Raw genomic sequence first — 22119 nt, forward strand, 5'->3', positions numbered from 1 at the left:
CGACGCGGCTGCGCCGCTTACCCCTCACCGCGCGCCAAGTGGCGCGCGTGCTCTCCCACAAGGGGAGAGCGGGAGCTCGCTGCTCGCGCTCGACAACACACATGCGCCAGCGTTGCCGCGATGCGGATGCATCCGGGATTTGCTCCTTTCTCCCCCCAATGAGGGGGGTGGCGCGCCGCAAAGCGCAAACCTATGGCTTCCGTCTCCTTCCGGAGCCGGCGGGCGCCTTACGGCGCGCCATACCGCAGCGTTGGTCGGCAGCGGACCCCTCTTTCGAATGGCCTTGCATCGCGCTCAAACGCGCGACAGGCCAAGTCGTATGGCTCTTGCCGGGGGCTCATAGTGTAGCCCCGGGGGGTAGCCCGGTGCCGCCCGGAGGTCTTGGTCGCGTAACCAGACCCGCAGGCGCCGCACCCCGTCCCGCCACTCAAGACGCCTCATGAGCAACGCCCCTTAAAGCGGACGAGGTGGGCGAGAGTGTAGCGGGGGTTGCGAAGAGTGTCTAGGAATTTTTTCTTGATCGATCTTGACACCACAACGCATAAAATGTGGCAATATCAATTGTGTGACAGGTCGGTGTTGCCATAGTAGGGATATACTCCTAGAAAATCCCAAATGGACGCGGAAGATGCAAGAATGGAAACCGAGGTGACGCCCAGAATGGTTGAGGCTGGGCTGAGCGCCTACCTCAGCCATGAGGTTCGAATCCAGAACCGAAATCGTCACCCAGATTTTTCGGGCTATGGAGCGGGCTAGACTAGAAGAGGGGCGTGAGAAGCGGAGGCGCGTCTCGGCGTCTAACGCGGATCAACATATCTAGTACGAGTGCGCTGAGAATGTAGCGTTGCCGAGGATTTTTCAGCGTTTCATTGCGATTCTCTACACCAACTCTGACGATGAGTTTTTCCGGGCCAGAGGAGGACGTGTCGCGCTTCGATTCAAAGATGTATCTCTCGCGTTCGAACACGTAGCGCTCAACTAGGCCAAGGTTGGCGCAGAGGTCGCGTATTCGCTGAGAGTCAAAATCGATGATATCGAGATGATGGGCGAAGGCATTGCGAATGTTTTTAATAGTCATAAGGTCACGATGCGCTTCCGAGCCAATTAGGCCAAGGACGTAAGCCATATCTATTTTGACGCTAAACGTGCCAAGCGGGCCAGTAGAGCGGAAGAATGATCCGTGAATTTCATCGTGAGGGTGGAAGCGATAAGAGATAGCGTCTGTGAGTCGTTTGTCTAAGATAGCAGCTGCCACAATGGCAGCGGCCCGGTCGGTATCCTTGTCTAGGTTCTTAAGGACTTCCTGCTCTGAAGGATTTGAGATGAACCACCAATCCATAGCGGAGCCCCCGTGATGGATAAGAATCAGGATGATCAGTATAAGCCGGAAGAAGCCCAGCGCCGCCTGGAGGCTGCCCCTGCGTGGTGCCCGCAAGGTTGGCCCTAAGCCGATGAAGAATGTTCCGCCGAAACGGTCAAAGAAGCACAACAACCGTCGTAAATCCACTTAGCGCGAATGGACGAGCGAACTCGCGTTATCATTGCCGAGACGTTTCCCAATTTTCCCGAGCCGCTAGCCGAGGAATGGCTAGCGCCATTCGTTGCGGAGCTGGGCGCGCCTCGATTTCCTGGGAGGTGGCAGTACATTCTTGCCGGGCGCGGTATCGAATTTTGGAAGACTGCCTGTTGGACGTTGGAGCGTGTTGATCTGGTTGACGTAGTCACTGCGAAACTTAACCCAGCCACTATGCGCATGCTCGGCGAGATGGAGATGGCATATTTTGAAGGCATACGAACGCCGTATTCACAGATAACAGACGGCAAAGAACGAACCTTGCGTGCACTCGAATACCTTAAAGAGCATCATGTATTTCCGTCGCCTCCCGCGCTCCTGTATGACTCCACAGGCGCAGAAATCATGGACGGTAACCACAGAATACTGGCTTTCGTGCTAGCTAGAAGAATGCACCCGCCTGCTGCTTGTAGGGAACAGGAAGTGTGGGTTACTCAAGTTCCTGAGGTGGCGTGAGGTCAGTCCGACACTAGGTCAGTCAATCTCAGGCTGCGATTCGACCCACAGCTTTTAACACGCCTCCGCCGATGAGGGGTGGCAAGCCCGAGCGCAAACTGAAAAAAGAGTTCCCCACCGGCCGCCGAGCGCTCGCGCTCGGCGCCCACCCTCCCCTCCGGGAGGGATTCATCCTTCGAGGCGCGGCGCGAGCGCCGCGCGCCTCAGGATGACGACGAGCCTAGCAGCGGCGGCCGAGGGTGAAGACGCAGGCCGCGCCGCGGCCCACTCCCTTCGCCGCCGTCACCGTGCCGCGGGCGATGCCAGTACCGGCTTGCACCGCGCCTTGGCCGACGCCCTTGGCCGCCGTCGCCGTGCCTTGCACCGCGCCCTTGACCGGCTGCGCCGCAAGCGCCGGCGCGCTCATGGCGACAAAGATGAGCACCGCAAGAAGCGAACGCATGATCGTTCTCCTTCCTTGTTCCGACACGAGTTCCGTGATGGATGAACGGCGAGACGGGGGCGAAAGTTCCGCGGCGCCCTCTCCCCTCCTGCCTTCGCCGAAGCGAAGCCCTGTTGCGGGGCATGGTTGGTCACATGGGCGCTTCGGCTTCGCGCAGGCAGGTGGGGGAGAGGGCTTTCTGCCGCGATCTTGCGCGCGGAACGCGCCTGCAAGTCGCATGGCGGAAAGGGTGAGGGGGCGCTGCGTCCCGACGCGCCTCCGGCGCTTCCCCCTCACCGCGCTCGCATTTTCGATGCGCTCCCGCTCTGCTACTCAGTGCATTTGGTTTGCGCTACCGCTTCGCTACTTGAGCGCTGTGGAGCGCGTGCTCTCCCCCCAGGGGAGAGCGGGAGTTCGCTGCGAGAGCGGAGTAAACTGTCGAGCTTTCGAGGAGCTGCATGACCGAGACACATTCCGCCGATGAAGCGCCGCGCGCCGCATGGCGGGCGATGGGGATGAGCGACCTCGCCGCGGTCGAGGCGATCGCCGCGGCGGTGCACCCGACCCTGCCCGAGCGGCCGGACGTGTTCGCCGAGAAGCTCACCCTGTTTCCGCAAGGCTGCTTCGCGCTGGCGGGGGATGGCGCGGTCGTGGGCTACGCGTTCGCGCATCCGTGGCGGCAGGGCGGCGTGCCGAAGCTCGATGCGTTGCTCGGCGGGCTGCCGGAAGACGCCGATTGCCTGTTCCTCCACGACGTCGCGGTCCTGCCGCAAGCGCGCGGGCAAGGCGCCTCGGGCGCGCTCGTGGCGCTGCTCGTCGCGCTCGCGGGAGCCCGGGGCTTGCGCGCGCTCGCGCTCGCCGCGGTCTATGGCACGGGGCGGCATTGGGCGCGGGCAGGCTTCACGCCGGCCGGCGGCGAGAGCATCGCGGCGCAGCTCGCGCCTTACGGCGCCGGCGCGCAGTACATGGTTCGGCGGTTGGGGTGACCTACGCGACGATCTTGCGCAGCGTGGCGAGAGCGGCTTCGACCTTGGCCGCGGGCGGATCGGTGCGGGCGATGGCGTAGTCGAAGGCGAGCTGGACATCGGCGAGCGCGGCCATGGCCGGGACCGCGCGCGCGGGCGTGAACAGCGCCACATAGGGGTTCGCCGTGCCGGGCGGCACTTGCGCGTGCATCAGCAGCATCGCCTCGCAGAAATGCTGATTGGCGATGTCGTTCTGGTAGATGTAGTTGAGATAGGCAAGGCCGACGAGCGAGGTCTCCCGTTTCAGGGCGGACTGGACCGGCGCCTTGCCGGGCACCATGGAGTTGCCGGCAAGCGCGCAGGCCTTTACCGTCTCCTCGATCGATATGGTCGTCGCCATCTTTGTCCTCCGCCGTTGATCGGCGAGAGGTTTAGCAGACGGAGGTTGAGGCTTTGCCAACGGGCCGGCGCAGTCTGGATGACGCTACCGCTTCGCAGCTTGAGCGCGGGGAATCGCCATGAGCGATTGGACGTTCCGGGCGGTCAAGGCCCGCAACATGGCGCTCGAGGCCTATTGCCAGAACGCGGCGTGCCGGCGCTTCTCCGTGTTCGATCTCGATCGGCTGATCGCGGCGCTCGGGCCGGACTACCTCGTGTCGGATATTCCGCAATTGGCTTGCGAGGCCTGCGGCGGACCGATGGAGATCAAGCTCGCTCTTGTGCCGCCCGGACAGGACGAGTGAAGGCGCGGCCACCTCAGGATGACGGAACTTAATTATCCAGGAACGAGCGAAGCTTGCGGCTGCGCGACGGGTGCTTCAACTTGCGGAGCGCCTTGGCCTCGATCTGGCGGATGCGCTCGCGGGTCACGCTGAATTGCTGGCCGACCTCCTCCAAGGTGTGGTCGGTGTTCATGCCGATGCCGAAGCGCATGCGTAAGACCCGCTCCTCGCGCGGCGTGAGCGAGGCAAGCACGCGGGTCGTGGTCTCGCGCAAATTCGACTGTATGGCGGCGTCGATCGGCAGCACCGCGTTCTTGTCCTCGATGAAATCGCCGAGATAGCTATCCTCCTCGTCGCCGATCGGCGTCTCGAGGCTGATCGGCTCCTTGGCGATCTTCAGCACCTTGCGCACCTTCTCGAGCGGCATGGCGAGCTTCTCGGAGAGCTCCTCCGGGGTCGGCTCGCGGCCGATCTCGTGCAGCATCTGGCGCGAGGTGCGCACGATCTTGTTGATGGTCTCGATCATGTGCACGGGGATGCGGATGGTGCGCGCCTGGTCGGCGATACTGCGGGTGATCGCCTGCCGGATCCACCACGTGGCGTAGGTGGAGAATTTGTAGCCGCGGCGGTACTCGAACTTATCGACGGCCTTCATCAGGCCGATATTGCCTTCCTGGATGAGGTCGAGGAACTGGAGGCCGCGGTTGGTGTATTTCTTGGCGATGGAAATGACGAGGCGCAGATTCGCCTCCACCATCTCCTTCTTGGCGATGCGCGCCTCGCGCTCGCCCTTCTGCACGATGTGCACGATGCGGCGGAATTCGCTGATCTCGAGCCCGGTCTCGGCGGCGAGCTGGTGGATGGCGGAGCGGAGCTCCTTCACCATGCCGCGCTCGTCGTGGATGAAATCGGCCCAGCCGCGCTTCTTGAGGCGGCCCACCCGGCGCAGCCAGTTGGGGTCGAGCTCGTTGCCCTGATACTCGGCGAGGAAGTCGTCGCGGGCGACGCCATAGCCTTCGGCGAGGCGCAGCAGCCGGCCCTCATAGCCGAGCAGCTTCTTGTTGATGTCGTACAGGGTCTCGACCAGGCTCTCGATGCGGTTGGTGTTGAGCTGGAGCGACTTGATCTCGGTGACGATCTCGTCCTTGAGCGCCTTGTAGCGCTTCTCCTGGCTGGACGAGAGCGTGTCGTTCTTGAGCGCGCGCTCGACTAGCTGATCCTGGAGGCGGCGGAGCTTCTTGTAGTTGGTGGCGACGAGGTCGAAGGTCTCAAGCACTTGCGGCTTGAGCTCCGCCTCCATGGCGGCAAGCGACAGCGAGTTCTCGAGGTCGTCGTCGTCCTCGTACTCCTCCTCCTCCTCTTCCTCTTGGGTCTCGCCTTCGGCGGCCGGCGCGGCGGCACTGCCGTCGCCGTTGGTCTCGCCGGGGAGAGGCTGGGAGGGGACCTGCTTCGCGTCCGGGCCCTGATAGGTGGCTTCGAGGTCGATGATGTCGCGGAGCAGAATCTTGCCCTCGTTCAACTCGTCGCGCCAGATGATGATGGCCTGGAAGGTGAGCGGGCTTTCGCACAGGCCGGCGATCATCGCCTCGCGGCCGGCCTCGATCCGCTTGGCGATGGCGATCTCGCCCTCGCGGGACAGCAGCTCGACGGAGCCCATCTCGCGTAAGTACATGCGCACGGGGTCGTCGGTGCGCTCGGCGGGCTCGGCGCGCGTCGTCTCGGCCTTGACCACGGCGGCCTGCGCCACCACGGCCTTGCCGTCGGCGCCCTCGGCGCTTTCACCGCCGGCGGCCTCCTCGGCCTCATCGGTGTCGATGACGTTGATGCCCATGTCGGACAGCATCGACATGGTGTCCTCGATCTGCTCGGAGGACACTTCCTCGGAGGGCAGCACTTCGTTGAGTTCGTCGTAGGTCACGAAGCCGCGTGCTTTCGCGGTCTTGATCAGCTTCTTGACTGCAGCGTCGGACATGTCGAGCACGGGTCCGTCGGTGGTCTGGGCCTCGGGTTGCTCCTGGTCTTCGGCTTCAGCGGTTTTGGTTGCCATTCATGTCACTCCGGGGCGCATCCGTTATCGGGACGCCGGTTCTTCAGCCTTCACGGGAGGGCCTGTTCGCAACTCTTGATACGGGACGGCGCGCGGGGCACATCCCGAGAAGCGATTAACGGCCTCTCCCTTAATCGTCAATTAAGCATGGCCCGGTCGGGGTGCCCTCGCCTCGAATTTTTGCTTCTCGAGCGCCGGGCCTCCGGTCCTTGCCACTTCTCCCAGAACTTCCAGCCCAAAATCGAGACGAGAGACTCTGAGGCGCGCCGCAACTTCCGCAAACTCCCCCGGAAGGCCCCAAGGTTCCACTAAGACCTTGAAAGCTAAAACCTTCCGACGCGGGCACGCGGCGCGCTTTTCCGCTTGAACGGGATCGCGCGGGAACCCCGCGCCTTCCGTCATGACTTGGCGAGGGGGGTGCCCCCTGTCAAGGCCGCAAGCCCCTCCCGGCCAAGGAATTTCTCGTTTTGATCCGGATCAATGCGCGCCGAAAACGATGCAAGTTCGGGGCCGAACTAGGGACGGCCGGCCCCCCGCCCAAGTGCCTTTCGGGGAAGTAACTCGAAAGGATCGCCACGACAGTGTTAGTGTTGCGCGAGGAGCGCTGTTCAATTGACCGGTCCCGGCTCGGTTCTCCCGGCCAAGGCCGCAGAGAGATATCGGTGCCGCTCTACGACGGGTTCATTTCCTATAGCCATGCCAAGGACAAGCCGATCGCGGCGGCGCTGCAATCGGTCGTTCAGAAACTCGGCAAGCCTTGGTACCGCCGGCGGGCTTTGCGCGTGTTCCGCGACGATACGAGCCTTTCCGCCACGCCGCATCTTTGGCCTTCGATCGAAAAGGCGCTCGCAGAGTCCGGTCATCTGATTCTGCTCGCCTCGCCGGAGGCGGCCCGCTCGCCCTGGATCGCCAAAGAAGTCGCCTATTGGCTGAAACATAAGAGCGCGGACACGCTGTTCATCGGCCTGACCGACGGGTCGCTCGACTGGGCCGAAAAGAAAGGGGACTTCAAATGGACCGCCAAGACGCCGCTGCCGAAAATCCTCAAAGGGCGCTTTGCGAGCGAGCCGAAATGGGTGGACCTACGCGCCTACCGCGAAGGCGCCGACCCGCGCAACGCGCATTTCATCGAGCTCGGCGCCGATTTCGCCGCCGCCATTCGCGGCATGCCGAAAGAGGATCTGCTGTCGCAAGAGGTGCGCCAGCAGCGCCGGGCGCTCACCTTGGCAATGAGCGCTGCCGCATCCTTGCTCGTTTTCGCCGTAGCGGCCGGGTGGCAATGGCAAACCGCCGAATCGGAAAGAACCCTCAAGACTGAGCAACTACGCCAAGCGCAGATCAATGAGTCTCAATATCTCGGAGCTCGTGCGCGGCAAGCGGCAGAGAACGGGAATTTCGAATTGGCCAAGACTCTCATGGCGCTCGCTCTCCCGGAGCGTGTCGATATGTCCGACCGCCCAATCGAGCCGAGTGCGGCGGGCGCGATCGCCACTGCCATTGCGAAAGATCCGATCGACAGCATTCTTCTCGGCCACACCGGCCACATCAATAGCCTCGCGTTTAGTCCCGACGGAACAATGCTGGTGACGGCATCCGCCGACGGTACGGCGCGCGTTTGGAATGCGGCAACAGGTGAGACGCTTCATATCCTGCAAGGGGTTTACTCGGCGGCTTTCAGCAGTGACGGCAAGCGCATCTTGACTGCATCGAGTGATGCGACCGCGCGTATCTGGGACGCGGAGACGGGCGCACAACTTCTCGATGCCAACCCCGAACCCAACATCGACAGGAACGAAGGACGGTTCAGCAGAGATGGAACGAAGATCTTCATCGTATTGGAAAGCGGCGAAGGCAAGATTCTCGACGCAGCCACGGGCGCCGAGCTCAGCGTCCTGAAAAGCGATGACAACCCCATTTATGACGGGGACTTCAGCCCAGATGGCAAGCGTGTGGTGACTTCGTCCCGCGACAAGGTCGTCACCCTGTGGGACGCTGCGACCGCCCAACCGATCCGGACGGTGAAGGGTGGCAGCGACAAGGTCAGGCCAATCTACAGTCCCGACGGGCAGAGCATTTTGGTGACGACCACGGGCTATCAAGACACGGATCCAATCATGCAGTTGCTGGCAGCAACATCGGGAGAGACGCTCCAGATCGTCCGCTTTGGCGGGTACAACTCGCTGAGCGCGACGCCCGTATTCAGCGGCGACGGCAGTCGTCTTGCGGCCGGGTTCAAGGATGGCGCGGTCTATGCGTGGAGGACGGATCCGGCAAGCCCAGAGCGCGTCCTCGCCGGTGACGGCAAAACGGAAACTATCGCCTTCAGTCCCGACGGGAAGCGCGTATTGGCGGGAGCCTTCGACAGCGTCGCGATGTTCGACGCGGCAACCGGGCGGCGGCTTTACACGCTGCCGGATAGTTGGGGCGAGGCCTCCTTCAGCCCGGACGGTGGCCGCGTTCTCACGCGCCACCGCAAAAAATCGAGCATATGGGATTCGGCAAGCGGGAAACTGGTTGTCGCGCTGCAAGACGACAGACTTATGGATTTCGCGAGATTCAGCCCCGATGGCCAGCGTGTACTGACCATCTTCTACGATCACAAGCCGGTCCTTTGGGATGCAGTCACCGGCGAGCGGCTGCTTGAACTCGACTACGCGGGAGAGATCAGCGGCTACGCGGGAAAGATCCTCGACGCGGCATTCAGCCCCGACGGGACGCGAATCCTCACGGTAACACCAAGTGACAGCACCATCTGGGATGCGGCGACCGGCGAGCAGCTTCGGTCGGTGCAAGGAGGCGATCCTTCACGATACGAAGATCTAAACGCAGGCAATTTCAATCATGCGGGAACTCAGGTGGCGATGGGAGGAATCGGCGGTACCGGCCGAGTCTGGGACGCCGCCACTGGCAAGATGCTTCATTTGCTCGAGCCTCCCGGGCGCGTTTCAATCGAAGCACTTGCCTTCAATCCCGACGATACTCTTCTCGCGGTCGCATACGACGATGGCACGGTGCTCCTGTGGGATGCCACGAACGGCGAGCGGCTGAGAGCATTGAAGGGGCACGAATTCGGTGAGCTCGGCAAAATCACCTTCAGCCCAGATGGCGAGTCCATTCTAACGACTTCGAAAACAGATGGAACGGCGCGGCTATGGGACACGGCAACCGGGACCCCTATTGCGATCCTGGAGGGTTACGACAAGGGGTCCGAAGAAGGACGTAACGGATCTCTCAGCGAAATCACCGGCGCCGCTTTCAGTCCGGACGGCGACGAGGTGGTGGTCGCATCGAAGCAGAAGAAAATTCGCATCTGGCGGGTGCCGAGGAATTTGGAAGCCGCGGCCAGCTATCTGCGGGCTTCGATCAGCAGACACCTGTCCTGGGAGGAGCGTGAGGAGGTGGGCCTTGAGCAGCCGCCTGCACCCAAGGCTCAGAGCTGTGGCGAGGCCGCGGCCGATCCGTTCGATCCGCGCAGCGGCGGCATTGGCGTGTCCTGGGCAGAGCTTAACGAGGAGGCCTTTCCTCTCTGCGAGGCGGCCGTCTCCCGGGATCCGGCCGACGCCAAGCAGTTATATCAATTGGCCCGAGCCCAGCAGCGCGCCGACGCCTCCAACTGGGGCTGGATAGATTATTCGAGAGATTTCGCGTCGAGCTTCAGGACCGCGGCGGCGGCCGGCTATCCCATGGCGCTGCTCGCGGTGGCGGGCCTCAAGGACACGCCGCCGGACGAAGCGATGAAACTTCTCCTGCGCGCGCATGAGGATGGCGTGACCCTTGCGGCGAAATCCATCGCGCAGCGCTACGCCGAAGGCAATGGCGTTGCCAAAGACCCGGGCAAAGCGCTGGAATGGCTGCGACTTGGCGCGCAGCAGGGCGATCCTTGGGCGCATGGCGAGCTGGGATGGGTCTATCGCGAGGGAGATGCCAATTACGGCATCGTGCCCAATCGGGAGCAGGCCCTGCTTCATTTCATGCTTGCTCTCAACATATTCGATGCCCACGGCTACGAGGACGGCTTCGAAACCAAGCCGGCAATGCTGTATCGGGCGAGTGTGGCGCGGCAACTGCCGATGCATAAAGTCGCCGAGATCTGGAAGCTTGCGCAGGGCTGGAAGCCCGCCGATCCGCTACCGGAGCTCGCCACTACGTCACAGCAGCAAACCCCGCAAATTGGCGCCGCGCTTCACTAGAGTCCCTAATCTTCTTGCGCTGAGACTGGTTCGCCGCGCCCCTAATCGCGCTTTCCGGGCGGCGGCCGCCAAAGGGTCCCGGATGGCGCTTCGCTTATCCGGGCTACTCGGCTCAAGGGCGTCCGCCGAACAGGCCGCGGAACGGCCAGTTCCCGCGCCGCTGCCGCGGCGTCGCCGCCGCCGTCGGGATGTCGGTCGGGGCGTGGTAGCCGGGCGGGTCGGACCCGCGCACCACGACCGTGGTCCCGCCCATGCCCCGCGCCTCGACCAACTGATAGAGGGTCGCGGCATTCGGCAGCGACAGGCGGACGCAGCCATGGGACGCCGGCGTGCCCATCCCGGGATGGTTGGAGCCATGGATGGCGTGGCCGCGGGTGGTGAAGAAGATCGAGTGGGGCATGCCGGCATTGTCCCATTCCTGCGAATAGTGCATGCGCTCCATGCGGAAGGCCGAATAGGAGCCGGCCGGCGTCGAATATTTGGTGGCGCCGGTCGATACGGGCCAGCGGTATTGCACCTGGCCGTCGACCGTCACGGTCATGGTCTGGGTCGGTTTGTCGATCACGATGGAGATGCCGGCGCGCGCCGGCGTGGCCGCGGCGCAGGCGAGAGCGCTCGCAAGCAGCAGCGCAGCCAGAAGCCTGAGGCGTCCCATCCCCGTCACTCCCTCCACGGTCCGAGACACAGCCTTGCAAGCTCAAAGGCCGTGGCCCTCGGCTCGTACCCCACGAAGAGCCTAGTATAGCCGAATTGCGGTGACGACGCGGCAGCCGAAAATTGACGGCGCGCACCTTCGCGTCTGTCAGAGCAAAATCATGGCGGCGCCCCACACAATCACGGCGACTTTGGCCGCGCCGGCCCACTCGCCCCGGTCCCGATTGGCGCTGCGCACCACGCCGACCATCGCGGTCAAGATGTATGGAACGGGAAGCAGAAAGAGGGCGATGGCAACGGCTTCGGGCAGACCGGCCGCGACTGCCGCGATGGCGGCAGCCGTCGCCACGACGTTGGCGATCGTGCCATAGGCGATGGCGTGTCGCCAAAACGCTTCGACAAGCGGGATCTCCCCTCTCCACAGCGCTACCAAGTGTGCCACCGCAGGCCTCCATCCCGGAATCCTATATCTATCTGAATAGCATGCGTCGCCCGAATGCGCGGGGAGCGACATGCGCGGTCCTGGATTTCGCTTCGCTTCATCCGGGCTACGATTGCCGCCTCTGGGGCCGGCCGCGCTTCGGCTGCCGACGTCCCGTCAATACTTGGCGTTCAGCGTCACGAGATATTGGTCGACGTTCTCCAAGGTATCGCGCTTGGTGCCGTTCTGGTACTCGATCGCGATGGAGGTGTGGCCGCTGTCGGTGAGGTTATAGGCAAGCGCCGTGGTGAACAGGTCGATGTCGTCCTCCGACCGGTCGTCGAAATAATATTGATAGGTCGAAATCCATGTCAGCCGGTCGGACAGCACATCTGGGAGCAGAAAGACGTTGAGCCGCACCGTGCCGCCCCACCACCAATAGTCCGTGTCCGGTGTGAAATTGGTGAGCCCCGCATCATCGACGTGCATAGCCACCGTCTCGGCTTTCAGCTGGTAGAAATAGTCGAACCACGGCGAGAAAAGGCGATAAGAGCCGCCGAGCCGCCAATCGAGCTTGTAGGGCTCCCATGATGCCTGGAGGCCATAGGCCTGGGCCTCGCCGCGGAAGTCGGTCTGATAATAGGGCGTGAACGTTAGAGCCTGGAGATCGAACGGGCCGGCGGCGATCTCCACTTGCGCGTCGAACGAAGGCTGCAGGGCGCTCTTCTCAGTCGTGCGATCGGCGGTCAGAGTGCCGTCGGCGAGGACAGACACGGCGAAGGCATAGCCGGAGACGAAGGGCTTGCCCACCTCAACGCCACCCGGGCGCTGCCGGCACGGGTTCCTAGCGAAGACATAGGCGGCGACGGCGTGCACCTCTCCGGTTTCCGTCTCAGTCTCGGAATTGTCGGAGAACGCGATCGCCGCGCCCTTCGCGGCCGGATCTTCAAGGCTTGCGTTGTAGATGGAGATGTCGAGCTTGTCGCGACGGAGATAGAAGCCTTGCCCGGGGTCGCAAGCGGACTGCGGCTCTGTTGCTTGCACGGCAAGTTGTTCATGGGGAATGGCGCCGAATGTCGCCAAGTCGGCCTGTAGGGCTCCGATGCGGGAAATCTGGCTGTCGGTGAGGTTTGCGGCGTCCAGCCCTTCCAGCTTGAGATACGCTTTGTACTCCGCGCCGGGATCGAGCGCGCCGTTCCGATTGTAATCGATCTCTCTCAGTTGACCGCCGGTCGCTGCGTCTCCTGGACTGCTAGCCGCCATGATCACGGCGAGCGCGCACGCCGCCGCAAGAAGTCTGCACATGCCCCCGTCCCCCGTTCATATGACCACTTCGTACCCCTTCTTCTTGAACCAGCCGACCAGGACCGCGCCGATGTCGGCGACGGTCTTGACTGCGGCCATGTCGCCGGGGACCAGGCTGAGCTTGTAGCCGCTGAAGCCTGGCGCCTTGTTGAGGACGTTATGGAACGCGCGGACGGCGGGTTTGCCACCTCTGATGTAGCCGCCCGACGGGCCCGTTCCACTTGATCACGCGCCGCCCAGTCGGATCGAGGACCTGTCTTAAGGTCGCCATGACCCACTGGGCGCTGATGAATTTGCTGGACACGGTTGTGCCCCTCCCCGCTACACGCTTATAGCGGGTATATCGAACATATGCAACTTAATGGTGTAAAGGGTGCCGATGCGGACTTGCGGGCCGACGTATCGAGCCCGAAGGCAGCTCCAAGCTAATGGCGCTTTTCGGGGCGGCGGCCGCGCTTCAGGTGTTCGGCTTTGAGGCGGGCCACGGTTTCGGCGAAGCGCTTGTTGGCATCGCGCTCGCCGGCGTCGTCCGCCTCGTGGTGCTGACCGACGCTCGCCACCTGCTGCTGGAGCGCGGCGAAGCGCTCGAACTCGGCCTCGGACATGTCCGCCAGTTGATCGGCGCTCTCGGCGAGCTCCTTGTTGAGGGTCGGCAGCGCCCGCCAGCGATAGATGACGTCGGCGAACTGGGCCTCGACCTGGTCGCTAGGCGTCTCGGGCTGGAGGAAGGCGACGCGGGCGTAGGGGCTCTCGCGCATGAGCCGTTCAAACAGCGCACCGTGGCGGCCTTCGCTTAGCCTCGCGACGAGGCGTTCGCGGGTGATGAGGTCGTCCTCGAAGATGGCGCTGGTGACGGCGGCAAGAAGGCTTGCGAGCGGCTTATCCCGCACCTCCACGCTTGCCACCTCCTCGGCGAAATGATCGAGCAGCCAGGGATGATTGACGAGCGCAAGGGTGACGATCGCGGCGAAGCCGTAAACGGACGGCGGCGGCAGCTTCTCGCGCGGCGCGGGCGTGCGGGGCTTAACGCGCGGCGCCCTCTCTCCCTGTCGCGGGCGTGGCTGCTCTCGCCACAACGCAAAGAGGCGATTCTTGATCTCCCGCCGGTAATGGTCCCGCACGCGCGCATTCGTGATTTGTCCGAGCAAGGTCTCGAGCCTCGCCTCGAAGGCGGCGCGGCGCTCCGGCGTATCGAGGCGCGCCGCCTGCTTCTCCCTGAGCCAGAGAATGTCGATGAGCGGGCGCGCGCCGCCGACACACGCGGCAAAAGCAGCCGGCCCGGCGCTGCGGACGAGATCGTCGGGGTCCTGGCCTTGGGGCAAGAAGGCGAAGCGGAAGGAATGGCCTTCGCGCAAAGCTGGCAGCATGCGGTCGATGGCACGCGCCGCCGCCGCCTCGCCCGCGCGGTCGCCGTCGAAGCAGATGACGGGCTCGGGCGCGAGCTGCCACAAGATTTCCATCTGGCGCTCGGTGAAGGCAGTGCCCAACGTCGCCGCCACATTGGCAAAGCCCACCTGATGGAGCGCGATCACGTCCATATAGCCTTCGACCACGATCAGTTCGCCCCTGTCGAAGGCGGGGCCGCGCGCGCGCGCGAAGTTGAAGACGGTCGAGCCCTTGTCGAACAGTCGCGTCTCGGGCGAGTTCAGATATTTCGGCTCGGCTTGCGGGTCGAGGGCACGAGCGCCGAAGGCGACGACGCGGGACTTGGCGTCGAGGATCGGAATGGTGAGGCGGTTGCGGAAACGGTCATAGGTGGGGCGCCCATCGTCGGGCTTGATGAGGAGGCCGGCGTCGAGGAGCTGGACTTCGGTGAAACCCTGCTTGATGAGTGCCGATTTGAGCGCGTCGCGCGAGGATGGCGCATGGCCGATGCGGAACTCCTGAAGCGTCTCACGCGCGAGACCGCGCCCTTCGGCATAAGTCAGCGCCTCGCGTCCGGCTGCGGATTGGAGCGCCTCCTCGAACAGCTTGGCCGCGGCCTCGAGCGCATCGAGCAGGCTCAAGCGCTCCTTCGCCACGCGCTCGTATTGCGGGTCGGGCTTGGGTAGCGGCAGGCCGGCCTCGCCCGCGAGACGCTCCACGGCTTCCGGGAAGCTCAGGCCCTCCGTCTCCATGAGGAAGGTAAAGATGTCGCCGTGCTTGCCGGAGGAGAAGCAGTGATAGAAGCCCTTCTGGTCGTTGACGGTGAAGGACGGCGTCTTTTCGCGGTTGAAGGGCGACAGCCCCTTCCATTCGCGCCCGGCCCGCTTCAAGGGCACGCGGCGGGACACGACCTGGCTCACGGGAAGCCGGCCGCGGATCTCGTCGAGGAACGAATCGGAGAATTTCATGTGTTGGAGTGGGCGCTAGGCGATGCCCGAAAGCCACCTTTCACTTGCTGCTATTCCCGCAATTCACTATAGAACAAAAGGCGAACAGTTTGCTGTATATACAGAATGTATTGCGTAACGGCGGCTTTTGGCGTAGGTGGGAACTCGAATGCCCCCCCTCGCGACGAAGACGATTTCTTGTTCGAGGGCTTCGAATGGGACCCAAGGAAGAGACGGTCCAACGTCGTCAAACATCGGATCGACTTTACCAGGACGCAATTCGTCTTCTCGGACCCGGCGGCTGTGACGCTTGAGGCGCAGAGCCGCGGCGGCGAAATAAGGCAAATGATCGTTGGTGAGGTCGACGGACGGCTAGTAACTGTGGTCTTCACATTTCGCGAAGGACGTATTCGCATCATCTCGGCGCGGAGAGCGCAAATCGGAACGAAGGCGTTATGGCCAATAAGCGGAAGAAGGAAGAAGAAGACATCGTGCGCCTCGTCGCCTCCCTCGACGACGGCACCTACGTCGTCGAGCACGCCGACGGACGTCTTGAACGTGTCAAGGACGAAACCGACTGGGCGCGGCTCAAGGCGATGACCGAGGAAGAGATCGAGGCGGCGGCCCGCGCCGATCCGGAATGGGAAGGCTTGCTTGACATAGACTGGTCGAAGGCGGAACTCGTCTATCCCCGCCGCAAGGAGGCGATCTCGATCAGGCTCGACGAGGACGTGCTCTCCTATTTCAAGAGCCTTGGCACCGGCTATCAGACGCGCATCAACGCGGTGCTCAGGAGCTTCATGGAGCAGGCGCGGGCGAAGCGCAAATAGGCCAGCAAGATTCGATCAAGTAACTGAAAGCGGGGAGACTAAATGACAATCATCGTCGGTGTGCTGGTGGCGATTGCCGTAATCGCCGTCGTCGCATGGTGGTTCATGGATTTCGACGCACCCGAGGTTGTGGTCCCGGTCGCGGCGCCTGGGGCCGGCGCGCTGCTCATCTATTGGTACGGGACACCGCTCGCCTGGGCGGCAGGCATCGCGCTATTCGCCGTCGCGGGCGCGTTCGTCTATTTCCTAGTGCGCCGCGCCGGAAGCCGGAAGGCCGAGCCGCCGAAATAGAAGAAACAGGCCAGGAGGTTCGAAGAGGTCCGATGGAGACGGTCCTGATCATCGCGCTGGCGATCTTCGCCGCAGCTGCACTCATGGTGTGGTGGGTGCTCGATATCGATATCGCCGATATCGTGGCGATGATCGGAGCGCCGGCCGCGGGCCTCGGCCTTATCTACTGGTACGGCACGGCCCTGTCGTGGGCGGCGGCGATCGTGCTGTTCCTGGTCGGCGGCTTCGCACTTTATTATTGGGTGAACCGAAGGCAGCGGCCGCGCCTGTAGCGTGATGAGCCGGGCAGAGCCTCAGCCCTCCCCGGCTCTGTGTTGCTTATGGCGCCGGCTAATTGACGACCCGGGTGCAGGTGCCGAACTGGGCGAAGGTCTGGCCCAGTTGCGAGACCGAACCGGAATAGGCACCCGTTTGCTTGTTCACGACCGCGGTCCAGGTCTGGAGGGCGCGACGGCCGTGGAGGATGAGAACCTTCTCGTCCTCATAGACGTCCCCCGAATGCAATATGCCCTCCCCGCCGAACAGACCCGAGAACAGGTTCTTCTGCTTGACGTTGAGCGTCACGGCGGGCGGGAGATTGTTGTCCTGAGCCGATACCCGCTGACAGCCGCCGGCGGGTGTACAGGCAAACACCTCGGCAAGGGCACAATCGTAGGTCGCCGCAGCCTGCGTCGGCATCAAGCAAACACTTGCCAAAAGCGCCAACGGCGCGAACTTCCAAACTCGCATAACGTAACCCCTATGTTGAGATCCGATGACCTGGCACCATGCTGGGTCATTCGCCGCCGCGCCACAAGAAAACGGGATTTCGAGCAAAAAGAAAAGCCGGGCGGAGCGGACCGCTCCACCCGGCTCACCTCCTCGTTAGCGGATCGCTTTAGTCGGCCGCTTTGCTGGCCGAGCGCTTCACCTCGCGGCGATTTACGATTACGAGCTTGCCGGCGCCATCGCCGCAAGCAAGCGACACCGTCTCGTCCTTGACGGCGTCGAGATTGAAGGTCTCGCCCGGGCTCAAGCTGACGCGGACCCGCGTCGAGCCAAGCCCGCCGCCACCGGGCGATGCGTCGAACACCACGGCGCTCACCGTGCACTTGCCGCCGTCCGGCGCGTAGTAGGCGATGACGCGCTTGTCGCCGATCATGGCGAGGATCGGCTCGTACGGGCCGACAGGCCCGAGATTGGCTTCAGGCGTTTGAGCAATCGCCGGCGTCACGAGGGCGACGGCCGCGAGCGCACTCGCGGCAAGAGATGCGCATTTCAAAGATCGCAGCAACATCGATAGGCCTCCTTTGGAATCTTCGAGCACAGAATCACTCCGTGCTGCATTGCGTCGTAGGTAACGACGCATCGCGACAAATCGATGTTGCGGTGCACTGACAAACTGACGCGTGTCGGGCTGACGCAGGGTTTCACAAAAGAGTCGATTTGCCTTGCCGATTGCGCAAGCGATGCACACGCATTGTGCGAAGTGCATGTTCTGGATTCCGGCTTCCGCCGGAATGGCGCTTAACTAGGCAGCGCTTAGCCGAGCTTCGCTTTCACTGCGGCGCTCGCTTTGCCGAAATCCATCTGACCTGCGTAGCGGCTTTTCAGCGCGGCCATGACCTTGCCCATGTCCTTGACGCTTGACGCGCCAGTTTCGGCGATCGCTTCATCGATGGCCTTCGCCATGTCGGCGTCGGAGAGCTGCTTGGGAAGAAACTCGCGGATGATGGCGATCTCTTCCGCCTCTTGCGTGGCAAGCTCGGCGCGGCCGGCATCGGCGTAGATCTTTTGCGACTCCTCGCGCTGCTTGATCATCTTGGCGAGCAGTTCGAGGAGCTCGGCGTCGGTCGCCGCCGTTTTGCCGGCTGTGCGCGCGGCGATGTCGCGGTCCTTGATGGCGGCGCTCACCAGCCGCAAGGTCGAGACGCGGCGCGTGTCGCGCGCCTTGGTCGCAGCTTGCACGGCGGCGGTGATGGTCTCGCGCATCGATCTCGGTTCGGCGTTGCGGGAAGAAGCTCCCAAGGTAATCGACGTGGTCGGGCGGCGCAAGCGAATTTGCCCATCTAACATCTTGTTTTCACAAGAAAATATTTTGTCGTGTGGATTGACCGCGCAGCGGGGCTAACGTAAAGAACCGCGTGAGGTTGGCTTGCCATGGCGGCGAGCCGCCCATAGTTGGCACGCCCATGAACGACACACCTGACCCCCTGGCCGCGGAGGCCGTTCCTTCCCGCGTGCGGCGCGTGCCGCCCTGGGCCGACGCGGCGCCGACGGCGCTGCTCGTGCTCGCCGACGGCATGGTGATCGAAGGATACGGCGCGGGGGCCACGGGCGTCGCGGTGGGCGAGGTGTGCTTCAACACGGCGATGACCGGCTATCAGGAGATCCTCACCGACCCGTCCTATGCCGGCCAGATCATCACCTTCACCTTCCCGCATATCGGCAATGTCGGGGTCAACACCGAGGACATGGAGACGGCGAACCTCGCCGCCTCGTCCGGCGTGCGCGGCTGCGTCATGCGCGCCCCCATCACGGCGCCGTCGAACTGGCGCGCCGGCCAGAACTTCGATGCGTGGCTCAAAGCCCGCGGCATCATCGCCATCACCGGCGTTGATACGCGCGCGCTCACCGCGCTGATCCGCGAGAAGGGCATGCCCAACGCGGTGATCGCGCACGCGGCCGACGGCAGATTCGACCTCGACGCGCTGAAGCGCGAGGCGGCGGCGTGGCCCGGCATGGTCGGCCTCGACCTCGCCAAGGAGGTGACGTGCGGCCAAAGCTACAATTGGGACGAGACCGCGTGGCGCTGGGGACACGGCTACGGGCGGCAGGAGGCGCCGCGCTTCCACGTGGTCGCCATCGACTTCGGATTGAAGCGCAATATCCTGCGCGAGCTCGCCACCGTGGGCTGCCGGCTCACCGTCGTGCCGGCGACGACCAGCGCGGAAGAAATCCTCGAGCGCAAGCCGGACGGCGTGTTCGTGTCGAACGGTCCCGGCGATCCGGCTGCGACCGGCGTCTACGCCGTGCCGGAGATCAAAAAGCTCGTCGACTCCGGCGTGCCGGTGTTCGGCATCTGCCTCGGCCATCAGATGCTGGGAATCGCGCTCGGCGGACAGACCTCGAAGATGCATCAAGGCCACCACGGCGCGAACCACCCGGTGAAGGACTTTACAACGCGGAAGGTGGAGATCACCTCGATGAATCACGGCTTCGCCGTCGACCGCGAGAGCCTGCCGGAGACGGTCGAGGAAACGCATATGTCTTTGTTCGACGGGTCGAATTGCGGGCTCAAGGTGAGGGACAAGCCGGTGTTCTCGGTGCAGTACCACCCGGAGGCCTCGCCGGGGCCACAAGACAGTCATTATCTCTTCACACGCTTCGTGGCGCTGATGGAGGAAACCAAGAAGGGCTGAGGCGCGCGAGGCGCGCCTCGCGCAGATCAAGGAGGGTCCAGTCGATGATAAGCCTCAATATGAGAGTGCCGGGTACCGCCTTGACGGCAGTGGCGGCGATGAGCTTTTGCCTGGCAACGCCGGCTCACGCCAAGAGCAACACCGCCGCGGTGGTCGGCGGCATCATCGCCGGAGCGGCGGTCGGGGCGGTGGTGTCGAGCGAGATCAACCACTCAAAGAAGGTCTACGTGAGGGAGAAGCCCAAGCCGTCATCGTGGGATCAGTCGTTTTCGCCAAAGCCCGGCGTCATGTGCTATCCGGCGCACCGGGCCTGCTACAACTCAAACGGCGCCTATAGCGCCAACTGGACTTACAAGGTTTACGCGCGATGAGCACGATCATGACCCTCACATTGCAGATCCGCAACGCGCTGCTCGCGCTCATCGTTTGCCTCGCCGTGGGGCTTGTTCCGGCCCTGGCGGAGGACAAAGACGACGACCTCAGGCTCGACGACGCCTGGGAAGACGCCATCGGCGACCAGGAGCCGGTGCTGACCGAAAAGCAGTTCGCGCTGCTCAACAACCTTGCGTTCCAAGCGGCGGCGGCGAAAATCTGCGACGGCTTCAAGCTCAACCCCGACAAATTCTCCGCGGGGATCGCCGAGGCGACGACGCCAGCGCCAAAGAATATGTCCGAGGAGGACGCGCAGGCGTGGAACGCCGCGGTCCTCATCCGGTTCGGCATGAGCTACGGATTGCTGCTCGCCGAAGGCAACGACAAGCCGAAGAAATTCTGCGCGAGCGCGACGGAGCTCAAAACCGACGGCGAAGTGCCCAACGTCTGGCAGTAACTTCTACTCGGCGGCCTCGACACGCGGGGCCGCCCAATCCGCGAGGGAGAACGCGGCCTCCTCCGCCGCCTTTCTGACTTCGCGCGCGAGCTCTGCGTCATCGACGGCGCGCGCCACCGCCATGCCGCCGATACAGAGCGCGGCAACAGCTAACGCCCGCGACCTGGCATCGGGACCAGATAGGCACCGGCCGATGCTACTTCTGGATGTCGAAGCGCCGGATCAGCCCGTCCTCGATTTGGAACACGTGGCCGGCAATCTCGTCGAACAACACCTTTCCATCATGGTCGCGCGCCGTCAGATGAACCTCGACATGTGCTGTTCCATCGCCGCCGATGGAAAATCCAGCCGGCTCGGCGCGTGAGTCCATCATCGCCCATTGTCGCGTCCAGTATTCGCGAACGCCGTCACGTCCCTCTACGTGGCCGCCTTCCAGCCCGTTTGCCCACACGACGTCCGGGTGCATGAACGCCAGCGCCGTGTCTAGGTCGCGGGCATTGAAGCGGTCGTAGAGGCGCTCAAGCAGCCTTTTTGCATTGGTCATCGCGCGGTCCTTTCGGAACTACTCGGCGGCCTCGACACGCGGGGCCGCCCAATTCGCGAGGGAGAACGCGGCCTCCTCCGCCGCCTCTCTGACTTCGCGCGCGAGTTCTGCGTCATCGACGGCGCGAGCCACCGCCATGCCGCCGATACAGAGCGCGGCAATCGCCATGGCGCGCCGGCGCGAGGCCGGACCGGAAAGACCTTCCTCCAGATGCCCGACCACATAGTCCAGCACTTGGGCGTAGGCGCGCTTCACCGGCTCGCCGCTTCGCGCCACGTCGGAAGGCAGCGCCATCAGCGGACAGGAATTCTCGCGATCGTCAAAGCGCGCTTGCGACAGATAGGCGGCGATGAACGCGTGGGCGATGCCAGCTTCCGCGGTGTCGCCGGCGGATTGGCGCCTGGCTGAAGCGCAAGACAGGACGCCGGCGACCACCTCGGCATAGAGCTCGTCCTTAGCATTGAAATGATTGTAGAAGCCGCCACGGGTCAGTCCTGCCTCGGCCATGATCTCGTCGATCGACACGCCATTGAGGCCGCGGCGATTGAACAAGCGCCGAGCGGCATCGACGATGCGGCTGCGCGTCTCGGCCTTGTGCTGCGGGGTGTAGGGCATCGCTTATCTTCCCTCTTCAAGAATCATTCTGTCTTCCCACCGCTCGAGCAGGCGGCGGCAGATCCGTTCGGCCGGCCCGATCATCAGACGGAGCAGGAGGCGCCCAAGCACGCCCCATTTGGCGCGAGCGGCAAACTCGAGAATGACTTTCGATCCTTGCGGAACCGGCTCGACTCGCCAATGACCTTCAAGCTCGGTCAGCGGATAGGGATAGTCCGGGGCCGACGTGTGAACGGCGAAGACAAACGCCCGTCCGTCATCCCATACCGTGCAGGTCTCGCTCCAGGAGCGACCGCCGGTATCGTGGCAGCGACGCACCATGCCAAGGCCTTCCCCCGAAACCACTTCGACCTTGCTGAGATTGTCGGCCACGTCCGCATAGCCGGCATGGTCGGTCATCACCCGCCAGGCGACGTCCGGAGGCACCGGGATGACGCGGCTCGCGAATTTGTGAAGCCTGCCGTCCGCGACCCAGCTCTTGACCTCTTCCGCTTGCATTTCCTCCTCCTCCATCGACCAGTGACCCCGGAGCGTAACCCAAAG

Annotated in this window: 24 protein-coding genes; 10 read left to right on the top strand and 14 right to left on the bottom strand. The window is 63.5% G+C overall.

All coding sequences use genetic code 11. The features are described 5' to 3' along the window. Positions 1 to 757: 757 nt before the first annotated feature. Positions 758 to 1489, bottom strand: coding sequence for an MltR family transcriptional regulator (locus ACRECX_RS11240; protein ID WP_431558928.1), 732 nt, complete (start codon positions 1487 to 1489; stop codon positions 758 to 760). Positions 1490 to 2249: 760 nt separating this feature from the next. Then, positions 2250 to 2471: a hypothetical protein gene (locus ACRECX_RS11245; RefSeq protein WP_431558929.1), complete on the bottom strand. Its 222-nt coding sequence runs from the start codon at positions 2469 to 2471 to the stop codon at positions 2250 to 2252. A 437-nt stretch (positions 2472 to 2908) separates the two neighbouring features. Between ACRECX_RS11245 and ACRECX_RS11250 the strand changes: the two genes are divergently transcribed. Beyond that, entirely contained in the window at positions 2909 to 3436 is a 528-nt protein-coding gene (locus tag ACRECX_RS11250; protein WP_431558930.1) for a GNAT family N-acetyltransferase, read from the top strand. A gap of 1 nt (position 3437) precedes the next feature. Here ACRECX_RS11250 and ACRECX_RS11255 read toward each other — a convergent pair whose 3' ends face one another. Next, positions 3438 to 3815, bottom strand: coding sequence for a hypothetical protein (locus ACRECX_RS11255; protein WP_431558931.1), 378 nt, complete (start codon positions 3813 to 3815; stop codon positions 3438 to 3440). Between the two features lie 118 nt (positions 3816 to 3933). Between ACRECX_RS11255 and ACRECX_RS11260 the strand changes: the two genes are divergently transcribed. Further along, positions 3934 to 4158: a hypothetical protein gene (locus ACRECX_RS11260; RefSeq protein WP_431558932.1), complete on the top strand. Its 225-nt coding sequence runs from the start codon at positions 3934 to 3936 to the stop codon at positions 4156 to 4158. 28 nt (positions 4159 to 4186) lie between these two features. On the opposite strand, the gene rpoD is transcribed toward ACRECX_RS11260, so the two are convergent. Continuing rightward, positions 4187 to 6184 carry an RNA polymerase sigma factor RpoD gene (gene rpoD, locus ACRECX_RS11265; RefSeq protein ID WP_431558933.1) on the bottom strand — a complete coding sequence of 666 codons (1998 nt, stop codon included), beginning with the start codon at positions 6182 to 6184 and terminating at the stop codon, positions 4187 to 4189. Between the two features lie 587 nt (positions 6185 to 6771). Between rpoD and ACRECX_RS11270 the strand changes: the two genes are divergently transcribed. Beyond that, entirely contained in the window at positions 6772 to 10374 is a 3603-nt protein-coding gene (locus ACRECX_RS11270; RefSeq protein ID WP_431558934.1) for a PQQ-binding-like beta-propeller repeat protein, read from the top strand. A 112-nt stretch (positions 10375 to 10486) separates the two neighbouring features. Here ACRECX_RS11270 and ACRECX_RS11275 read toward each other — a convergent pair whose 3' ends face one another. From ACRECX_RS11275 to dnaG, 4 genes are all read right to left on the bottom strand, one after another. After that, positions 10487 to 11029 carry a L,D-transpeptidase gene (locus ACRECX_RS11275; RefSeq protein ID WP_431558935.1) on the bottom strand — a complete coding sequence of 181 codons (543 nt, stop codon included), beginning with the start codon at positions 11027 to 11029 and terminating at the stop codon, positions 10487 to 10489. A gap of 147 nt (positions 11030 to 11176) precedes the next feature. Then, positions 11177 to 11470, bottom strand: a complete 294-nt coding sequence (locus ACRECX_RS11280) for a hypothetical protein (protein WP_431558936.1) — start codon at positions 11468 to 11470, stop codon at positions 11177 to 11179. Positions 11471 to 11626: 156 nt separating this feature from the next. Then, positions 11627 to 12754 carry a hypothetical protein gene (locus ACRECX_RS11285; RefSeq protein WP_431558937.1) on the bottom strand — a complete coding sequence of 376 codons (1128 nt, stop codon included), beginning with the start codon at positions 12752 to 12754 and terminating at the stop codon, positions 11627 to 11629. 425 nt (positions 12755 to 13179) lie between these two features. After that, complete coding sequence (dnaG, locus tag ACRECX_RS11290; protein ID WP_431558938.1) at positions 13180 to 15087, bottom strand: DNA primase; 1908 nt, start codon at positions 15085 to 15087, stop codon at positions 13180 to 13182. A gap of 105 nt (positions 15088 to 15192) precedes the next feature. Here dnaG and ACRECX_RS11295 point away from each other — a divergent pair, with 105 nt between their 5' ends. Genes ACRECX_RS11295 through ACRECX_RS11310 form a run of 4 tightly spaced genes read left to right on the top strand, consistent with a single transcriptional unit; the run spans position 15193 to position 16459 of the window. Beyond that, positions 15193 to 15666: a BrnT family toxin gene (locus ACRECX_RS11295; protein WP_431558939.1), complete on the top strand. Its 474-nt coding sequence runs from the start codon at positions 15193 to 15195 to the stop codon at positions 15664 to 15666. Further along, positions 15558 to 15896, top strand: coding sequence for a BrnA antitoxin family protein (locus tag ACRECX_RS11300; protein WP_431558940.1), 339 nt, complete (start codon positions 15558 to 15560; stop codon positions 15894 to 15896). Before ACRECX_RS11295 ends, ACRECX_RS11300 begins: the two co-directional genes overlap by 109 nt. Before the next feature lie 42 nt (positions 15897 to 15938). Continuing rightward, positions 15939 to 16187 (top strand): hypothetical protein, encoded by a 249-nt coding sequence (locus tag ACRECX_RS11305; protein WP_431558941.1) that lies wholly within the window; start codon positions 15939 to 15941, stop codon positions 16185 to 16187. A gap of 32 nt (positions 16188 to 16219) precedes the next feature. Then, positions 16220 to 16459: a hypothetical protein gene (locus ACRECX_RS11310; RefSeq protein WP_431558942.1), complete on the top strand. Its 240-nt coding sequence runs from the start codon at positions 16220 to 16222 to the stop codon at positions 16457 to 16459. Positions 16460 to 16517: 58 nt separating this feature from the next. Here ACRECX_RS11310 and ACRECX_RS11315 read toward each other — a convergent pair whose 3' ends face one another. The 3 genes from ACRECX_RS11315 to ACRECX_RS11325 form a co-directional block, all read right to left on the bottom strand. Beyond that, on the bottom strand, positions 16518 to 16865 hold the full coding sequence (locus tag ACRECX_RS11315) for a hypothetical protein (protein WP_431558943.1): 348 nt from the start codon (positions 16863 to 16865) through the stop codon (positions 16518 to 16520). 199 nt (positions 16866 to 17064) lie between these two features. Next, entirely contained in the window at positions 17065 to 17463 is a 399-nt protein-coding gene (locus ACRECX_RS11320) for a hypothetical protein (RefSeq protein WP_431558944.1), read from the bottom strand. 245 nt (positions 17464 to 17708) lie between these two features. Continuing rightward, positions 17709 to 18158, bottom strand: a complete 450-nt coding sequence (locus ACRECX_RS11325; RefSeq protein WP_431558945.1) for a GatB/YqeY domain-containing protein — start codon at positions 18156 to 18158, stop codon at positions 17709 to 17711. A gap of 200 nt (positions 18159 to 18358) precedes the next feature. Between ACRECX_RS11325 and carA the strand changes: the two genes are divergently transcribed. From carA to ACRECX_RS11340, 3 genes are read left to right on the top strand one after another with little or no spacing between them, the layout of a single operon-like run. Next, a complete protein-coding gene (gene carA / locus ACRECX_RS11330) occupies positions 18359 to 19588 on the top strand; it encodes a glutamine-hydrolyzing carbamoyl-phosphate synthase small subunit (RefSeq protein WP_431558946.1) in 1230 nt (409 codons plus the stop codon). A gap of 44 nt (positions 19589 to 19632) precedes the next feature. Further along, positions 19633 to 19959 (top strand): hypothetical protein, encoded by a 327-nt coding sequence (locus ACRECX_RS11335; RefSeq protein ID WP_431558947.1) that lies wholly within the window; start codon positions 19633 to 19635, stop codon positions 19957 to 19959. Beyond that, positions 19956 to 20417: a hypothetical protein gene (locus tag ACRECX_RS11340; protein WP_431558948.1), complete on the top strand. Its 462-nt coding sequence runs from the start codon at positions 19956 to 19958 to the stop codon at positions 20415 to 20417. The genes ACRECX_RS11335 and ACRECX_RS11340 overlap by 4 nt, the downstream gene beginning before the upstream one ends. Before the next feature lie 196 nt (positions 20418 to 20613). Here ACRECX_RS11340 and ACRECX_RS11345 read toward each other — a convergent pair whose 3' ends face one another. From ACRECX_RS11345 to ACRECX_RS11355, 3 genes are read right to left on the bottom strand one after another with little or no spacing between them, the layout of a single operon-like run. Beyond that, positions 20614 to 20961, bottom strand: a complete 348-nt coding sequence (locus tag ACRECX_RS11345) for a nuclear transport factor 2 family protein (protein WP_431558949.1) — start codon at positions 20959 to 20961, stop codon at positions 20614 to 20616. 18 nt (positions 20962 to 20979) lie between these two features. Further along, entirely contained in the window at positions 20980 to 21576 is a 597-nt protein-coding gene (locus tag ACRECX_RS11350) for a TetR/AcrR family transcriptional regulator (RefSeq protein WP_431558950.1), read from the bottom strand. 3 nt (positions 21577 to 21579) lie between these two features. Then, entirely contained in the window at positions 21580 to 22074 is a 495-nt protein-coding gene (locus tag ACRECX_RS11355; RefSeq protein WP_431558951.1) for an SRPBCC family protein, read from the bottom strand. Positions 22075 to 22119: the final 45 nt, after the last annotated feature.

The sequence above is a fragment of the Methyloceanibacter sp. genome (assembly GCF_050726195.1).
Lineage (GTDB): Bacteria > Pseudomonadota > Alphaproteobacteria > Rhizobiales > Methyloligellaceae > Methyloceanibacter.

What these genes read in the sequence shown, in the direction of transcription:
- ACRECX_RS11325 (WP_431558945.1), bottom strand. Translation starts at nt 18,158, where the DNA reads ATGCGCGAGACCATCACCGCCGCCGTGCAAGCTGCGACCAAGGCGCGC.
- ACRECX_RS11345 (WP_431558949.1), bottom strand. Translation starts at nt 20,961, where the DNA reads ATGACCAATGCAAAAAGGCTGCTTGAGCGCCTCTACGACCGCTTCAAT.
- ACRECX_RS11245 (WP_431558929.1), bottom strand. Translation starts at nt 2,471, where the DNA reads ATGCGTTCGCTTCTTGCGGTGCTCATCTTTGTCGCCATGAGCGCGCCG.
- rpoD (WP_431558933.1), bottom strand. Translation starts at nt 6,184, where the DNA reads ATGGCAACCAAAACCGCTGAAGCCGAAGACCAGGAGCAACCCGAGGCC.
- ACRECX_RS11255 (WP_431558931.1), bottom strand. Translation starts at nt 3,815, where the DNA reads ATGGCGACGACCATATCGATCGAGGAGACGGTAAAGGCCTGCGCGCTT.
- ACRECX_RS11285 (WP_431558937.1), bottom strand. Translation starts at nt 12,754, where the DNA reads ATGTGCAGACTTCTTGCGGCGGCGTGCGCGCTCGCCGTGATCATGGCG.
- ACRECX_RS11295 (WP_431558939.1), top strand. Translation starts at nt 15,193, where the DNA reads ATGTATTGCGTAACGGCGGCTTTTGGCGTAGGTGGGAACTCGAATGCC.
- carA (WP_431558946.1), top strand. Translation starts at nt 18,359, where the DNA reads ATGAACGACACACCTGACCCCCTGGCCGCGGAGGCCGTTCCTTCCCGC.
- ACRECX_RS11315 (WP_431558943.1), bottom strand. Translation starts at nt 16,865, where the DNA reads ATGCCGACGCAGGCTGCGGCGACCTACGATTGTGCCCTTGCCGAGGTG.
- ACRECX_RS11340 (WP_431558948.1), top strand. Translation starts at nt 19,956, where the DNA reads ATGAGCACGATCATGACCCTCACATTGCAGATCCGCAACGCGCTGCTC.
- ACRECX_RS11260 (WP_431558932.1), top strand. Translation starts at nt 3,934, where the DNA reads ATGAGCGATTGGACGTTCCGGGCGGTCAAGGCCCGCAACATGGCGCTC.
- ACRECX_RS11305 (WP_431558941.1), top strand. Translation starts at nt 15,939, where the DNA reads ATGACAATCATCGTCGGTGTGCTGGTGGCGATTGCCGTAATCGCCGTC.
- ACRECX_RS11350 (WP_431558950.1), bottom strand. Translation starts at nt 21,576, where the DNA reads ATGCCCTACACCCCGCAGCACAAGGCCGAGACGCGCAGCCGCATCGTC.
- dnaG (WP_431558938.1), bottom strand. Translation starts at nt 15,087, where the DNA reads ATGAAATTCTCCGATTCGTTCCTCGACGAGATCCGCGGCCGGCTTCCC.
- ACRECX_RS11320 (WP_431558944.1), bottom strand. Translation starts at nt 17,463, where the DNA reads ATGTTGCTGCGATCTTTGAAATGCGCATCTCTTGCCGCGAGTGCGCTC.
- ACRECX_RS11355 (WP_431558951.1), bottom strand. Translation starts at nt 22,074, where the DNA reads ATGCAAGCGGAAGAGGTCAAGAGCTGGGTCGCGGACGGCAGGCTTCAC.
- ACRECX_RS11335 (WP_431558947.1), top strand. Translation starts at nt 19,633, where the DNA reads ATGATAAGCCTCAATATGAGAGTGCCGGGTACCGCCTTGACGGCAGTG.
- ACRECX_RS11250 (WP_431558930.1), top strand. Translation starts at nt 2,909, where the DNA reads ATGACCGAGACACATTCCGCCGATGAAGCGCCGCGCGCCGCATGGCGG.
- ACRECX_RS11310 (WP_431558942.1), top strand. Translation starts at nt 16,220, where the DNA reads ATGGAGACGGTCCTGATCATCGCGCTGGCGATCTTCGCCGCAGCTGCA.
- ACRECX_RS11275 (WP_431558935.1), bottom strand. Translation starts at nt 11,029, where the DNA reads ATGGGACGCCTCAGGCTTCTGGCTGCGCTGCTGCTTGCGAGCGCTCTC.